Source organism: Mycolicibacterium alvei (genome assembly GCF_010727325.1).
GTDB classification, from domain to species: Bacteria; Actinomycetota; Actinomycetes; order Mycobacteriales; family Mycobacteriaceae; genus Mycobacterium; species Mycobacterium alvei.
Genome location: NZ_AP022565.1, coordinates 135,042 through 150,333 on the forward strand (window position 1 = coordinate 135,042; position 15,292 = coordinate 150,333).

Consider the following 15,292-nt stretch of genomic DNA (forward strand, 5'->3'; position numbering starts at 1 on the left):
CCGAGGCTGAGAGCACCCTCTAATGTGGGGAATCGTGACAGCCCAACGATGTGTGGACGCCGACTTCCTGGAGCTGCCCCGGTTTGAGTTGGCTGATGCGGCGCTGTCCGCGGCAGCCGCGGCCGGCGCCAGCCATGCCGATCTGCGGATTCACCGCATCACCACCGAGATCATCCAGCTACGTGACGGCGAGCTGGAGATGTCGGTGGTCAACCGCGAGGTCGGGCTGGCGGTGCGGGTGATCGTCGACGGCACGTGGGGGTTTGCCTCTCACGCCGAGCTGGCGCCGGAGGTGGCGGCCGAGACGGCCCGCCGCGCCGTGCAGGTGGCCAGGACGCTCGCGCCCCTGAACGCCGAGCGCATCGAGTTTGCCGCCGAACCCGTCTACACGGATCTGACCTGGGTGTCCGATTACGGCGTCGACCCATTCGCGGTCCCCGCCGCCGACAAGATCGCGCTGCTCGGCGAATACTCCGGCCGGCTGCTGGCCGCCGACGGCGTGGACCACGTCTCGGCCGGGGTGCACGCGGTCAAGGAACAGACCTTCTACGCCGACACCTTCGGATCGTCGGTCACCCAGCAGCGGGTACGGGTGATGCCGACGATGGAGGCGGTGGCCGTCGACTCGGCCGCCGGGTCGTTCGAGACCATGCGCACACTCGCCCCGCCGACGGCACGCGGTTGGGAGGCCCTGGCCGGTGATGACGTGTGGGACTGGACCTCTGAGCTCGCCGAGCTGCCGACACTGCTGGCCGGGAAGACCAAGGCGCCCTCGGTGGTCGCCGGTCCCACCGACCTGGTGATCGACCCGTCCAACCTGTGGCTGACGATTCACGAATCCATCGGGCACGCTACCGAATACGACCGGGCGATCGGCTACGAGGCGGCCTACGCCGGGACGTCGTTCGCCACCCCGGACAAACTCGGCACCATGCGCTACGGCTCGCCGGTGATGAACGTGACGGCCGACCGTACCGTGGAATTCGGCTTGGCCACCGTCGGTTTCGATGACGAGGGGGTGTCTGCGCAGAGCTGGGACCTGGTGCGCGACGGCGTCTTCGTCGGCTATCAGTTGGACCGGGTGTTCGCGCCCCGGCTGGGGCAGGCGCGTTCCAACGGCTGCTCATACGCCGACTCGCCCCATCATGTCCCGATCCAGCGGATGGCCAACGTGTCGCTGCAGCCGGGGCCGGAAGAACTCAGCACGCAGGATCTGATCTCGCGGGTGTCCGACGGCATCTACGTCGTCGGCGACAAGTCCTGGTCGATCGACATGCAGCGGTACAACTTCCAGTTCACCGGTCAGCGGTTCTACCGGATCCGTGACGGCCGGCTGGACGGGCAGTTGCGCGACGTGGCCTACCAGGCCACCACCACCGATTTCTGGGGTGCGATGGAGGCCGTCGGCGGGCCGTCGACCTGGCGTCTCGGTGGCGCCTTCAACTGCGGCAAGGCCCAGCCCGGGCAGGTGGCGCCGGTCAGTCACGGCTGCCCGAGTGCCCTGTTCCGTGGCATCAACGTACTGAACACCCGGACGGAGGGCGGCCGATGATCGGCGCACAGCAGGTCGTCGAAATCGCCTTGGCCGCAGCAGATCCCGGTGCCGAAACCGTCGTGCTGGTCACCGACCGGGCTGACGCCTCGCTGCGGTGGGCCGGCAACTCGATGACCACCAACGGTGAGACGGTCAGTCGCACCATCACGGTGATCTCGATCGTGCGCCGCGGTGACAAGGCGCATGTCGGGTCGGTCCGCTCCACCGAGGTGGACCCGGCGGTGATCCCGGACCTGGTGGCCGCGGCCCAGCGGGCCGCGGTGTCCTCGCCCGAGGCGCGCGATGCCGCGCCACCGTTGCCCGGTACCGGGGTGCCGTTCGACTGGGATGCGCCGGTGGTCGGCACGGGTGCGCAGGTGTTCACCGGCATGGCCGGTGAGCTGGCCAAGGGGTTTGCCGGTTCCGATCGGCTGTACGGGTATGCCCGCCACGTCATGGAGACGACGTTCGTGGCCACCTCGAGCGGACTGCGCCGTCGTTACACCCAGCCGACCGGGTCGGTGGAGATCAACGCCAAGCGTGACGGGGCCAGTGCCTGGGCCGGGGTGAGCACGTCGGATTTCGTTGATGTGCGGGTGGATTCGCTGCTCGACGAGTTGTCGCTGAAGCTGGGGTGGGCCCAGCGCACGGTCGAACTCCCGGCCGGCCGGTACGAGACACTGATGCCGCCCTCGACCGTGGCCGACATGATGATCTACCTGACCTGGACCATGGATGGTCGTGGGGCGCAGGAGGGGCGCACCGCGCTGTCGGCACCGGGCGGGACCCGGGTGGGGGAGAAGCTCACCGATCTGGGGCTGACGCTGTATTCGGACCCGTTCGCGCAGGCGCTGGCTTGCCAACCGTTCGTCGCAGTTCCGAGTTCCTCGGAGCGGGTGTCGATCTTCGACAACGGCATGGACATCGGCCGGGTGGACTGGATCCACGAGGGCGTGGTCAACGCGCTGGCCTATCCACGGGCGGTGGCCGCCGAATACGGCACACCCGTTGCGGTGCCCGCCGACAACCTGCTGATGACCGGTGGCACAACGGAATTGGCTGATATGACCGCCGGCACCGAACGTGGCCTGCTGCTGACCACACTGTGGTACATCCGCGAGGTCGACCCGACCGTGCTGCTGCTGACCGGGCTGACGCGTGACGGCGTCTATCTGATCGAGGACGGTGAGGTGACCGCCGCGGTGAACAACTTCCGCTTCAACGAGAGCCCACTCGATCTGCTGCGGCGCGCCACCGAGGCCGGCATCAGCGAGGTGACCCTGCCGCGCGAGTGGGGCGACTGGGCAACTCGGGCGTCCATGCCGACGCTACGGATCCCGGATTTCCACATGTCCTCGGTGAGCCAGGCGCAATGAGTTAAGTGCTGTCGCAACGGCAATTCACGACATACGGTCCGTCACACTGGGCCGTGATCGCCGTGTTCGTCGCCGGTGCGATTCTGTCGGTCTGGCTCGGGCGCCGCCAGACCGAACATCAATCCCGGGTTTTCGGCCGTTTTCTCGGCGCCCTGACCGCCACGATCTATGTCGCGATGCTCGCCTACACGCTCATCCCGCCGTCCATCGAACGGTCGGTGCCGTTGCGGTTGACCGATCTGGCGACCGTCGTGGGTGCCTACGCGCTGTGGTCGCAGCGGCAGTGGGCATTCGTACTCACCTACTACTGGGGGCTGGTGCTGAGTACTCAGGCACTGATCTCGCCGGTGCTCAAGAGCCCGGACTTCCCGCACTACGAGTTCCTGGCGTTCTGGTCGATTCACCTGCTGGTGGTCTGGGCCGCGATCTATCTGACCTGGGGCCGTGGGATGCGTCCCCGGTGGCGCGACTACCGACTCGCGGTGGCGGTGACCGCGGCATGGGCGGCGGGAACCATGACGTTCAACGGAATCGCAGGCACCAACTACGGGTTTCTCAACGCCAAACCCGCCACGGCGTCGCTACTCGACGTGATGGGTCCCTGGCCGGTCTATGTTCTGGTGGCCAGTGCGCTGGTGCTGGTGGTGTGGGCGCTCATGACGTGGCCATGGGAACGGGCCGGGTAACCGCACGCTGCCGGACCCGGTGGAGGATACTGCCGGTGTGTCCGCCGATCTGCTCCATGAGTTGACGCACCTGGTTGCGTTGTCTCCGCCAAAGTTGGCCGATATCAATGCCGACGTGCGTGAGGTGTGCGCGTCGACGCTGGGATTGCCGCCCCTGCCGGCGGAGACCCGCGGCGGCGCCGTCGACCCCATGGTCACCGAGTTCGCCGAGCAGTTCAGCATGGACGTCACCGGCGTCACCACCGCACAGCGGGCCGCGTTCTCCGATCTGCTCGGGCCCGACGTGTTCACCGTGACGATGCTGATCTTTGTGGCCGACTTCGTGCCGCGGATGCGCGCCGGGTTGACCGCACTGAGTGTGGAGTGGCCGGCCGAACCCGTCGTCTGGGACCACGAAACCAACCCGGCCGATTACGTGCTCGACACCTTCGTGCCAGCCGTGGGGCGGATGCGTGCGCTGGACCCGGTGACCACCGAGATAGTGCGGCTACGCGGGGCCCGCCAACACAACTGCCGGCTGTGCAAGTCGCTGCGGGAGTCCGCGGCCTTGGAGGCCGGGGCGACCGAGTCCGACTATGACGGTATCGACGACTTCGAGAACTCCGACCTGTCCGATCGGCACAAGGCTGCGCTGCGCTACGTCGATGCGCTCATCTGGGCGCCTTCTCAGGTGTCCGGTGAGGAGCTTCGGCAACATTTTTCGCTGGAGGAGGCGGTCGAGCTGACCCTCGACGTCATGCGCAACGCCTGCAACAAGGTGGCCGTCGCACTGGGCGCCGACGCGGCCCGCGTTGACGAGGGCACCGAGGAGTATCGGCTCGGCCCCGACGGGCAGCCGATCTACAGCTGAGCGTCTCAGCCGAGATTCAGACCCGGGTAGATCTGGTCGAGCACCGTAGGCAGCAGCGCGTTGGCTGTCGTCTGCCCCTCCGGTGACAGGGTCAGATTCGTCCAGATCACCAGTGCCACATCATTGTCCGGGTCAAAACCGATGAATGAGTTGAACCCCGGCATCTCGCCGCCGTGGTAGTACATCGCTGCGTGCGGTCCGTACCGTTGAAAGCTGATGCCGTAGCCGTACTGCTGCCAGTCGGGACGGTCCGGATCCTCGGGGCGCAGGCTGTCCCGCCACCGCTGGGCGAAGTCGTCGTCGAACACCGTGCCGGTGACCAACGCCCGCACCCAAATAGCCAGATCGTCTGCTGTGGAGATGACGCCGCCGGCCGCGGTGGCATACGACGGATTCTGGTGGGTGTAGTCGATCGGTTGCACGGTCCCGGCTCGCGCTGCGGTCGCCAGATCCGGCGGGTAGTCCTCATCGACCAACGCGTACAACGTCTTTCCGTACATGTAGCCGTGCGAGGACGGCTGGGGGAGGGAGGTATCGCCGGCGGCCGGCAACGAGGTGTCGTGCATGCCCAGCGGACCGAACAGGCGGCGGTCGAACTGCCCGGCCAGCGGGGCGCCGCCGGCCTTCTCCGCCACCAGGCCCAGCAGCGCGTAGTTGGTGTTGCAGTAGTCGTAGGTGGTGCCCGGCGGGGCGGTCGCCGGATGGGCGAACGCGATGGCCAGCACCTGTTCGGGGGTCCAGGCCCTGGCCGGCTCGGCATCGAGTTCGGCCGAGAGCTCCGGGGCGAACGTGTAGCAGTACAGCCCGCTGCGCATCGTCAGCAGATCGGCCAGGGTGATGGCGTCGCCGCGGGGCACGCCAGGCACATAAGCCGAAATCGGGTCGTCGAGGGTGAGCTTGCCGTCCTGGGCCAGCAGCAGGATCAGCGCGGCGGTCATGGTTTTGGTGTTGGACGCGATCCGGAAATGGGTGTCGGGCTGTGGCGGAGATGTCGTGCCCAGTTCGGTGGTGCCGACCTCGGCGGTGAAGGTGCCCTGCGGGGTCTGCAGCTTCACCAGTGCTCCCGGCACCCGCAGTGTGGCGGCGGCGTTTTCCACGATGGTTTGAAAGTGCGCTGGGTCGATGGTCTTGAGGGCCGGCGGTTGGGGTGACGCACAACCCGCCACGATCAGCGCCGCGGCGAGGATGGCGAAGATGAAGCGTGATGCCTTCATCGCCGTGGCGTCGCAATCGGTGCAAGTAGTTCCAGAACGTCGTCGACTTCGGCGTCGGTGGTGGCCCACGAACAGACGAACCGCACGGTGGGCAGCAGCGGGTCGGGGCGGTGCACGGCGTAGCCGGCCGAGACCGCGGCATAGGCCGCGGGTTCGAGGTCGACGAACACCTCGTTGGCTTCGGTGGGGGCAGCCAGCCTCAGACCGAGTGCTTGCAAGCCCGCGCTGAGCCGGGCAGACATGTGGTTGGCGTGGGCCGCGGTCTGCAGCCACAGTCCGTCGTTCAGCATCGCCTCGAACTGGGCTGCGACGAAGCGTTGCTTGCTGGCCAGCTGGCCGATCTGCTTCTGTACGAAGTGAATTCCGTCGAACAGATCGGGGCGGCGCACCAGGATCGCATCGCCCATCAGCATGCCGTTCTTGGTGCCGCCCACTGTGATGATGTCGGCGTCCGCGACGGCCGCTGCGGGAGAGACATCCAGGGCGGCAATCGCATTGGCGATACGGGAACCGTCGATGTGGACGAGCAGGTCGAGGTCGTGGGCGTGGTCGATGAAGGTCTTGATGGCGTGCGGGGTCCAGATCCGGCCGTTCTCGGTGGACTGGGTGATGCTGGCGATGCGTGGCTGCGAGTGGTGCACCGGCCCACGACGGGCCACCGCGGCGTCGAGTGCAGCCGGGTCGATCAGGCCGTCATCGCTGGACAGTTTCGTCAATGGGGCGCCCGACAACCGGACCGGTCCGCCGGCTTCGTCGACCAGCGAGTGCGCGATATCGCTGCACAGGATCTCCTGCCACGGCCGCACGGCCGAGGCCAGCGCGATGATGTTGGCGGCCGTGCCGGTGAGCGCGAACAGCACCTCGGCGTCAGGGGAGTCGAAGATGGCCTTGAGGGCTTCGGCTGCGTGCTGGGTGACCGGGTCGTTTCCGTAGGACGCGACGGCGCCGTGGTTGGCGGCGATGATCGCGTCGATCACCGTCGGGTGTGCGGGCGCTGCGTTGTCCGAGGCGAACGCGTGAGAAGGCACGCTCGCCATGATCCCACTGCCGAGCGCTACTTCGAGGCGACCTTCTTCTTGAGGAGCAGCGCCGGCAGCACCACCGTGGCCACGGCCGTGACCAGCCAGACCACCACGGTGGCGCCGATCCAGGAGCCGATACCGCGGATGCTCAGCCCGTGGGTGAGGACCGAGGCCAGCACCAGTGCGACCAGGGTGGAGACCAATCCGATACCGCCCAGGAATGCCGATGCGTAGCGACTGGCCATCTTGAGGAAGAACGGCGACAGGAGCGCCTGCGCGACGGCGAAGATCACCACCGCCGTGATGAAGCCCCACACCGACACCGAGACCCCGGGAATCAGCCACGCGGCGACCAACAGGCCGATGGCGGAGGAGCCTAAAAAGATCGCTGTACGCAGCAGAAAGCGGACCATGCGGTGAGCGTAGCCGCGACGGGCCCGCCTGCGGCCCCTCATTGGCGCCTGCGTGTGCGCTGTGTGCGACCATATTGCGGCGCAGACGCGCCCGGGGGCGGTAGCTCAGTCGGTTAGAGCCGTGGACTCATAATCCATTGGTCGCGGGTTCGAGCCCCGCCCGCCCCACCATGACAGGCTTACTCGAAACCTTGACCGAAAAAAGATCGGACAAGGTGAGTGAGTCTGTCGAGGTCGAGACAAGAGCCTCCGCTTCGCGGGGGCCCTTTTGCTGGTCAGCATAGGTTTGGCGGCGATACGCTGCTTCAGCCTCGCTGAGCTCGGCGAACAGCGGTGTTTTCTGGTCACCCGCGACATCAAGATCATCGATATAGAAACGTTCGTAGAAAGTTTGGTTGAGATGCCGACGAACGTCATCAGCAACATTCCGGTAGAGCCTCTGTGGGTCCTCGACCAGGTGCAACGCGTCCCGGAGCACTGACGCCCCGACTGACAGTTCCTCGCTGGTGTTCGTGAGACCGGCTTGTGTACGGGCCCTCTCCTTCTGGACTTCGCGAAGCTTCGCGCGGATCTTCGCCTGTGGAAGTGCGTCGTCGGCAGCAAGATCGATCAACCTGGACTCGCGTTCGTCGAGGTCCTTGAGTCTGCGTGTCAGCGACGCGTGGAATTCGCGCGCGCTCGTCTGGTCGTCAGCGACAGCATCTTCGAGTCGCGCACGCACCTCATGTCGGAAGTCATCAGTCAGTCGCAGGGTGGTGTAGTGCTCGATCACGGCCTCCTCGACGAGCTCGGCACGCAGGTGTGGTAGGTCGCAAAGCCCTTCCTGTCGGGCGCGGCATAAGAAGTAGCCGTAGCGCTTCTTGTTCTTCCCTTTCGCCTCTGTATAGATCAGGCGGGCGGTGCGCCCCTGCTCGTGGCAACGCTGACAGAAAAGGACTCCCTTGAGGTAGTGGGTCAGCGCGCGATCACGCTGGCCAGTGTCGCTTCGCAGGTTGAGGATGTCTTGGACACGATCGAAGACGTCGTGGCTGACGATGGCCTCATGACGGCCGGGATAGACCGCGCCCTTATAGACAACGAAGCCTGAATAGTAGGGGTCGCGCAGCATTCGATGCAGGGTGCTGTCCGATACTGGTCGGATCTGCGGCCATCGGGCGGATGGCCTTGATGTCAGCCCCAGGTCAGCCATCGTCGCGGTGAGTCGGTCAATCGAATATTCGCCGGTCGCGTAGAGCTTGAAGGCCTTCCGTACCAAGGGTGCGCGTTCTGGATCGAGACTGATGGAGTTGACCATTCGCCCCTCAACTTGAACGCGGGTGTTGAGGTAGCCGATGCGGGCCGGTCCAAGCGTCCCTCCATTCACGGCCTTATGCTGCATCTTGATTCGAATGTCTTCACCACTGAGCTTGTTCTGGACATCGTTGAAGATGTCGGTGACGGCTTCCATCATGTCGGCGTAGACGCCGTCACCGAAATCCTCACGGGCGGAGACGAGTTTGACGTTCAACTTGTCGAGGAGCCGCTTGGTGATGGCGGCGTCGATGTAATTGCGGAAGGCGCGGGAGCGCGCATAGACGATGACGTAGCGCACATCCGGGTTCTCACGCAGGAACGCCAGCATGTCCTGAAATGCTTGACGCTTTTCGATGGTGGATGCCGAAACGCCAGGCTCCACGAACTCGCGGACGACATCGGCACCAAGACTGTTGGCCTTGCGGGTACTGACTTCTCGTTGTGTGGCGATGGAATTGCCGTCCGGATCGATGTCGACGGCGGTGTCCATTTGCTTCTTGCTCGACACCCGAAGGTAGAGAACAGCCTTCGCAGCGTCCTCGAAATCGTTGGGCAGGCTCATACTTATTTCTCCTTCGATGGTCGGGACGGCGGCGAGTCAGGAGAACGACGGTTGGTGCGGTTCCCCGAGAGTCTCGCGGCGGCTGAGGCCGTGTGCGAGTGACTGTCGGCGAGGCTGTAGACGTATTGAGTTCGATGGACGTAGTGCTTGATGTCGGTGATGGCTGCATCGGATAAGTCGCCGAACTTGGCGCGAAGGTACGTGCTGAGCGATGGCAGTTCGTCTGCGTTCAACCAGCCCACCGTGGTGAAGAGGTCGGCGGTGTTGATGTCGAGCACGCGGGCGATCGCCACCAGGCTCTCCATCCGCGGCTTGGCGATCATGCCCTGCTCGATACGCCAGACGGTGCCTGGATCGACGTCGGCCCGGCGTGCGACTTCGTTGACGCTCAGGTTCAACTTCTCGCGTGTGTTCTTTAGTAAATTGATCAGTTTTACGGTTTGTTCTGGTGTCATAAGAATGGCGCCCCCTTGTACCATTAATTGTACAATGGTGCATTGAACAAAATCAATACAAATGCGCCATTCTAGAATGCAAAATGTGGCCATTTTATAATGGTTTATTGCAATTCTGAAATGTGGCTGAGTCTGGCTGTCGAGCTCGTCGTGGCTAGAGGTGTGCGCGGAAAATCCACACCCCGCCGGTCGGGTTGTCAACAGCGGTGATGTCGCCTGACAGGTCCATATCGCGTGCGATGGCTGCGAAGTCGATACGCACGTAGTGGCGCAGGTGCTCGGGAAGCCTGTCCATTTCCTTGGCGTAGCCGAGGTCGTCGGCCATCTGCTCGACGTAATCTTCGATCGAGTCGTAGTGGCCGAGGTAGGACTCGCGGAAGTTGTCGAAGTCCTCGGGGAGCCGGTCAAATATGCTGAGCCAGCTCGCAAAGGCCGGGCCGTGCTGGCGAATGGCTTTGGCGATTCGGGATATCGATTCGATTGAGTCGTATTCGCCGACTCGCCAGCTGCCGAATTGTTCGTAGTCGTGGATTGCCCATTCTTCGGCGTCGGGCTGACGGGAGCTATCCAGGATGTCGTTGATGTCGGCCTGGATCTCCCAGGGCTCGCGTGCAGCGTCGATCCATTTGCCGTGGAGGACGCCGTTGTTGTAGTCGGCCAGGCTGGCGACGTAAATGGCAGGAGACGGATTCGATTCCGCCTCATGATCTGTCTCAGCGTCTGGCTGAGGCTCGGGTTGGGTTGGTTCGTGGTGGGTTTCATTCATTCTCACCTCCCTTCTGTTCTTGATTTGTGGGTTGAAGGGGCCGGACGGGAAGCAGAGAGCGCATGTGGCTCGATCTGCTTCCCGCCGGCCCGTGTGCACCGTGAGGTCACGGTCGCCCGTGCTCGACGGTGGGCACCGTCAGGTGTCCGATGGGCTGTCGCCTCCCTTCGTGGTCCGGCGTTGCCGGGCTGCGGTGGTGTCGCCGCCGTCGGCGAACAGGGTGGCGATGGCCTGCTGGCGGGCTGCGGCTTCGCGCTCGATTTCGGCGCGGGCTTCGGCTGCCTTGCTGGCGAGGTCCGGATCGTTTCGGGAGCGTGTGATGTGCTCGGCGATGGCGATCTGGATTTCATCGGTGATGGTGCCGTCACGCAGCTGGGCGATGAAGCTCAGTTGTGCGTGGACGTCGGGCTTGAGTTTGATGCCAAGGGTTTTGACGCCTCGGGTCAAATCATCGGGTGTGGACATGTGCGACCTCCTCGGTGCGCTGCGGCCGGTAAGCCCTTGATGGGTTTACGGGTACGGCCGCATGACACTGACGAAGCAGCGGCTGGGTCCTAGGGGTGCTGGTCTCGGCTGGTGTGGCAGGCGGCCCCTCGCGGGCTGCGGTGATGCGTGCCTCGGCGGAGTTCGCGAACTCGGGGTTGAGTTCGATGCCGAGCCAGTCGCGTCGGATCTTCTCGGCGGCGACGGCGGTGGTGCCGCTGCCCGTGAAGGGATCGAGCACCAAGCCGGGTTCGCTGTCGGTCTCGCATTTGCAGGTCGGTGCGAGCGCGGCACGAGTCGCTGTTCCACCGAGTGCCCGGATGACGGGTCGTTGCCATGGCAGGCGGCAGCGGGTGCAGCGGGCTTCTGGGCAGCCGGCGGCGACCATGCGTTCGGCGAGCGCCAGCGGGTAGATGGCATGGTGCGCGCTGCGATAGCCGCCCGGTGCGATGGTCCAGACGTCGCCGGGGTTCTTGCCCAGCGGATGCCCGACGCGGCCGGAGGCCATCATGCCGTGCAGGCCCTTACCGGACATGCTGTTGGGGCCGCGCCACGATTCCCGGTGCGCTGTGTGCGCTTTCTTTGATCCGGCCTTGATCGCTGAGGTGTGCGGGACGCGGATGGCGTCGAGGTCGAAGAAGTATTTCGGCTGCTTGGCGAAGACGTAGATGACTTCGTGGGTGCAGTTGAGCCGGTCTCGGATGCTGGTGGGCATGGGATTGGGCTTGGCCCAGATGATCTTGTTGCGAATGATCCAGCCGTCCTTCTGCAGCCGTATTGCCACCCGTTCGGGTGCCATCAGCAAGCTCTTTCGCTTCGCCCCCTGCGACGGATGAGTCGAATAGGTGTCACCCAGGTTGAGCCAGTAAGTGCCGGTGGGCACCAGGACGCGGGCGACCTGCTCACTGATGGCGGCCAACTCTTCGACCCATTGATCGACATGGCCTTCGAGACCGAGTTGACCGTCTGCGCCATAGTCGCGGAGCGAGAAGTACGGCGGGCTGGTGATCACCGAGTCGACCGAGGCGTCCGGGAGTTGTCGGAGCCGGTCGAGGGCGTCCCCGAGGATGATGTGGTTACGCGGCAATGCGATTGGGGTACTCATTGCGCACCTCCTTTCTGGATGACGGTCAGCAAGGCGTCAGGGGCGACGATGCTGAAGAGTTGGGTTGGTAATCGGGGGTCGGCAGCGATGGCCTCTGCGAGCGCCTGGCGGCGCCGTGCGGCCTTTGCTGGGTCTGGATGGGTGATCGACCAGACGACGAGCGGGAAAGCGCCGTGGCGGTCCTGCTCGATGCCGCTCTGGCGATAGGCCTCGTACTCACGACACTTCTTGAGCAGTGTTGGGATGCTCTCAGTGCCAAGGTCGATCTCGATGAACCAGGCGTGCACCAGGTCGTCGGTGGTGGCGGTTTCGGCGAACAGATCAGGCTTGAGCGTCCGACGAGATGCGCCGAGGCCGGTGAAGGTCCGCCAGGTGACGGGTTCGACTGCACTGGCAACGAGTTCGATCGTTTGGGCCTGGTCCGCTTGAATCAGCGCAATGTGCGCATCGGCGATGGCCAGCCGATGGTTAAGGAAACGGGCCGAGGGCTCGTATCGCAGTCGCGCGCTTCGGCGGACGGCACGTGCCAGCAGTCGATCACCGGCAACGCCGACGTGGTAGATCAAGCCCTGTGATCCGGCTCGCGTGCCGCCGATGCGGCGATCAAGGGCGCCGAGTACGCGTAACTCTCGGAGCCGGGCCAGTACGAGACGGGTGATGCGACTGCGAGCGGCCGGGGCAATCGGATCGAAATGCAGGGCTTCGATGTGATGGACGGTTAGGAATTGATGCGCGTCGACAGACCGCAGGATGGCATGGTCACGATCGGATAGTTGATCGGCGATGACGTCTATGCCAGTGGCTGAGATGCGTTGGCGTATGGACGTGTTGGCGGGTGTTGTGGTGCCCCGTGGGGCACCACTATTCGCTGACGGTATCGGGCCAGATTGGTCATCTGCCAGGGGTGATGTGGTAGTGCCGTTCGATGCGACCGGAGTGGCGATCGGAGGGCGCGGCGCCGATGCATTTGGCTGCGGCTGTTGCATGTTCATGGTTGCCTCCTTCGCCTTGGTGCACCGATGCTGTTCGAGTCGTCGCTGTCTGCCGCGCCCTCGATGAGGGCCGTGAAGCCGGCTTCGATGTCGGCCAGGGGTTGGCCGTAGCGCTCGCGCACCAGGCTGCGAATCGCGGACGGATCAGCGCTCGGTGGGGGTGCCGGTTTGGTGACACCGGAGGCCCAGGGCTGCACGGCGTTGTCGCGGACGAGGCTGGCGTAGACGTGGTGGGCGGGTAGCCGGGTGAAGTCCTCGATCGTCAGCACGGATTGCCCGGCGGTCATCTCTTTGGCATCACCGGCTTGGAGCTGGAAGCAGATGCGGGAGCGGGCGTTGTTGCGGAAGGCGTCCAGCATGCTTGGGGGCAGCTGCTTTTCGTATTGGTGCGCCAAGTGGAATGCGGCGCCGAGGCTGCGGGCGGTGGCCAGCGCGTCGCCGAGGCCGGTAGGTAGGCGCAGGTAGTCCTGTACCTCGTCGATGTAGACCATGACCGGATCGCGGCCAGCTTCAGGAGTTCCGGCCCGTTCGCGGATGGCCTGCCACAGTTCTGCCACGACGAGCGCGCCGAGCAGTTGGGCGTTCTCCGGTCCGATGATGCCCTTCTGGAGTGGCACCAGGAGCACCTTCTTCTCGCGCAGCACTTGGCGGACGTTGAACTTCGGATGCTGCTGAGCAAGAACGTCTCTCAGTGGCTTGCTGAGGAGCGGGCGCAGTTTGTTGGACAGTGGGGCGATGGTGGTGGCGGTGGCCTCGGGGGAGAGGCTGTCGAACCACTGCCAGAAGGGGCCGGAGGCAAAGGGGTCGCGCTCCATGACGCCCTTGGTCAGGCGGCGGCGGAAGCCGGGATTGGTGAGCAGCAGCGGCAATTGGACGAGGGTGGCGTCGTCGCGGCGGGCCAGCAGGTCGAGGCAGTTGCGCAGGATGTCAGCTGAGCGGGGGCCGAGGCTGTCGCCCCAGATCGATTTGAAGGTGCCGAATAGGCTGTCGGCGACGACCTCAGGTGATCGGCCGTGGCGGTGGGCGGCATCGAGCGGATTGATGCCGACCGGGGCCGCGTCGAAGGGATCGAGGACAACAATGTCGCCTCGCCGCTTCTCCGGGATGCGCGCCAGCAAATCGGCGATCAGGTCCTTGGGTTCGATAACCACGATCGGCCGGTCGGCCTCAAGATCTTGCAGGATCAGGTTGAGCAGCAGGGTGCTCTTCCCTACCCCGTTTGGGCCGATGACCCAGGTATGGCGCAAGGCGTCGGTGGTGTCGTAGCCGATCGTCGTGCCACCAGCGCCAGGTGCACTGGCATCAGCCACAACCCGGTTCCCAGAGCGCAATTGAGCGCTCGGTTGTACCGGACGCGGGTGCAGCGGCGGTTGGCCTGGATATTGTTCGTCGTGGTCGGCGATCGGCCAGCCGGACAGGCGGGCGACCTCGGTCACGGTGAGTCGCTGCGCCGGGGTGAACACCGACCAGGAGGCGCGTGGTGTGTTGACCCGTTCGGCCTTCTCCTGCCGCAAGGTGATGCGGACATCCGGTGATTCGGTGGTGCCGATGGCGGCGGCCAGGCCGAGCAGCAAGGTCTTGCGGCGGGTGGCGGTGGCTGCCTCGACCCCGAGGCGCACGGTTGCCGAGAAGGCGTGTTGTCCGAGTTTGTGTGCCAGGGCTTGCCGGGCGCCGGGTCGGGTGTCAGCCTGGATGCCGTTGAGCAGCTTGGACATCAGCAGTTGGTTCTCCCAGTGCGGGGCGGCAGGGACGCCCTTGGGATGTTGACGCGGGCCCAGAGTGATCTGGAGCGTCAGGCGCTCGCCCTTTCGCACGGCGGTCAGAGCGTGCAGGATCGAGCGGTGTGATGCCACCGCGTCAGCGGGCTCTAGCTGACGGGTATTGGTGCTCAACTGGATTCGGCGCGCGGTCCCGATGGACTCGCGATCGGCGGCCTGGAAACTGGTGACGATCGATCCGTCGACCAGTTGCTCGACAGCACGGCGGACGGCCGCTTGGTGCCGGAGCTGACTACCGATCAGGTATTCCACGCCAGTCACATCGGCGCGCGCTTCCAGAATGAGTTGCGGTGCGTGGGATTGCGCTGCCCAGTGGCGCAAGAGTCCGAACGCGGTCGCTTCTGTGAGCGGCTGCGGCCAGAACAGTTGCTGCCACACCAGCGAACCCGCCGACACGGTGGCATCACTCGTGTGGGTCATCCGCGCTCTCCCATGAGCACGGTGCCCTCGCCCGCCTCGGTGCTGCTGCCAATCTTCATGGCGTCGCGGACTTCGGCTTGGGCTTCTGCGTCACGGAGCGCGATGGCGATGACTGCGCGGCTGAGTTTGCGTAGGTCAGGTTCATCGCGGCGGACGCTGCGAACGACGATGTGCCGCTCGGCTTTTGGTGTGCCGCGAGACCCGCGGCGGTGATTGAGTCTTCCTGTTTTAGACATAGTTGTCCTCCAGTTCAAATGTGATTAATTGGTTTCCGGCTTAATGAATTCGGTTCAAAGCCGTGACTGCATTATCTATTGAATTGAATCAATAGTCAATATGTTTA

General features: G+C 64.7%; 15 protein-coding genes, 1 tRNA gene and 1 pseudogene. 6 read left to right on the plus strand and 11 right to left on the minus strand.

All coding sequences use genetic code 11. The annotated features are described in order from the left end of the window. Positions 1-34 precede the first annotated feature (34 nt). Genes G6N44_RS00585 through G6N44_RS00600 form a run of 4 tightly spaced genes read left to right on the plus strand, consistent with a single transcriptional unit; the run spans position 35 to position 4,446 of the window. On the plus strand, positions 35-1,552 hold the full coding sequence (locus G6N44_RS00585) for a TldD/PmbA family protein (protein WP_163660223.1): 1,518 nt from the start codon (positions 35-37) through the stop codon (positions 1,550-1,552). Next, positions 1,549-2,910 carry a metallopeptidase TldD-related protein gene (locus tag G6N44_RS00590; RefSeq protein ID WP_163660225.1) on the plus strand — a complete coding sequence of 454 codons (1,362 nt, stop codon included), beginning with the start codon at positions 1,549-1,551 and terminating at the stop codon, positions 2,908-2,910. The genes G6N44_RS00585 and G6N44_RS00590 overlap by 4 nt, the downstream gene beginning before the upstream one ends. Before the next feature lie 5 nt (positions 2,911-2,915). Continuing rightward, complete coding sequence (locus G6N44_RS00595; protein WP_163660227.1) at positions 2,916-3,596, plus strand: YwaF family protein; 681 nt, start codon at positions 2,916-2,918, stop codon at positions 3,594-3,596. Positions 3,597-3,633: 37 nt separating this feature from the next. Continuing rightward, positions 3,634-4,446, plus strand: a complete 813-nt coding sequence (locus tag G6N44_RS00600; RefSeq protein WP_235682902.1) for a carboxymuconolactone decarboxylase family protein — start codon at positions 3,634-3,636, stop codon at positions 4,444-4,446. 5 nt (positions 4,447-4,451) lie between these two features. Here G6N44_RS00600 and G6N44_RS00605 read toward each other — a convergent pair whose 3' ends face one another. From G6N44_RS00605 to G6N44_RS00615, 3 genes are read right to left on the minus strand one after another with little or no spacing between them, the layout of a single operon-like run. Next, complete coding sequence (locus G6N44_RS00605) at positions 4,452-5,660, minus strand: serine hydrolase domain-containing protein (RefSeq protein WP_163660229.1); 1,209 nt, start codon at positions 5,658-5,660, stop codon at positions 4,452-4,454. Next, positions 5,657-6,697, minus strand: a complete 1,041-nt coding sequence (locus G6N44_RS00610; RefSeq protein ID WP_179964456.1) for a threonine aldolase family protein — start codon at positions 6,695-6,697, stop codon at positions 5,657-5,659. The genes G6N44_RS00605 and G6N44_RS00610 overlap by 4 nt, the downstream gene beginning before the upstream one ends. Positions 6,698-6,714: 17 nt before the next feature. Further along, complete coding sequence (locus G6N44_RS00615; protein WP_163660233.1) at positions 6,715-7,095, minus strand: phage holin family protein; 381 nt, start codon at positions 7,093-7,095, stop codon at positions 6,715-6,717. Positions 7,096-7,189: 94 nt separating this feature from the next. Between G6N44_RS00615 and G6N44_RS00620 the strand changes: the two genes are divergently transcribed. Together G6N44_RS00620 and G6N44_RS29320 are read left to right on the plus strand one after the other, a co-directional pair. Next, positions 7,190-7,266: transfer RNA gene (locus tag G6N44_RS00620), tRNA-Ile, on the plus strand. 490 nt (positions 7,267-7,756) lie between these two features. After that, the gene (locus G6N44_RS29320) at positions 7,757-7,903 is read left to right on the plus strand and encodes a hypothetical protein (protein ID WP_235682903.1); all 147 of its coding nucleotides are present in this window, start codon (positions 7,757-7,759) and stop codon (positions 7,901-7,903) included. Positions 7,904-7,912: 9 nt separating this feature from the next. Here the strand turns inward: G6N44_RS29320 and G6N44_RS29325 are convergent. The 8 genes and pseudogenes from G6N44_RS29325 to G6N44_RS00660 form a co-directional block, all read right to left on the minus strand. Beyond that, positions 7,913-8,950, minus strand: a pseudogene (locus G6N44_RS29325) (recombinase family protein); the annotation flags it as partial. Between the two features lie 2 nt (positions 8,951-8,952). Continuing rightward, positions 8,953-9,498, minus strand: a complete 546-nt coding sequence (locus G6N44_RS00630; protein WP_235682904.1) for a helix-turn-helix domain-containing protein — start codon at positions 9,496-9,498, stop codon at positions 8,953-8,955. 61 nt (positions 9,499-9,559) lie between these two features. Beyond that, the gene (locus tag G6N44_RS00635) at positions 9,560-10,171 is read right to left on the minus strand and encodes an antirestriction protein ArdA (protein WP_163660236.1); all 612 of its coding nucleotides are present in this window, start codon (positions 10,169-10,171) and stop codon (positions 9,560-9,562) included. A 138-nt stretch (positions 10,172-10,309) separates the two neighbouring features. Continuing rightward, the gene (locus G6N44_RS00640) at positions 10,310-10,636 is read right to left on the minus strand and encodes a hypothetical protein (protein WP_163660238.1); all 327 of its coding nucleotides are present in this window, start codon (positions 10,634-10,636) and stop codon (positions 10,310-10,312) included. Continuing rightward, positions 10,620-11,759, minus strand: coding sequence for a DNA-methyltransferase (locus G6N44_RS00645; protein ID WP_163660240.1), 1,140 nt, complete (start codon positions 11,757-11,759; stop codon positions 10,620-10,622). Before G6N44_RS00645 ends, G6N44_RS00640 begins: the two co-directional genes overlap by 17 nt. After that, positions 11,756-12,751, minus strand: coding sequence for a replication-relaxation family protein (locus tag G6N44_RS00650; protein WP_163660242.1), 996 nt, complete (start codon positions 12,749-12,751; stop codon positions 11,756-11,758). The genes G6N44_RS00645 and G6N44_RS00650 overlap by 4 nt, the downstream gene beginning before the upstream one ends. Next, a complete protein-coding gene (locus G6N44_RS00655; RefSeq protein ID WP_163660244.1) occupies positions 12,748-14,949 on the minus strand; it encodes a type IV secretory system conjugative DNA transfer family protein in 2,202 nt (733 codons plus the stop codon). The genes G6N44_RS00650 and G6N44_RS00655 overlap by 4 nt, the downstream gene beginning before the upstream one ends. Continuing rightward, complete coding sequence (locus G6N44_RS00660) at positions 14,946-15,185, minus strand: hypothetical protein (RefSeq protein ID WP_163660246.1); 240 nt, start codon at positions 15,183-15,185, stop codon at positions 14,946-14,948. The genes G6N44_RS00655 and G6N44_RS00660 overlap by 4 nt, the downstream gene beginning before the upstream one ends. Positions 15,186-15,292: the final 107 nt, after the last annotated feature.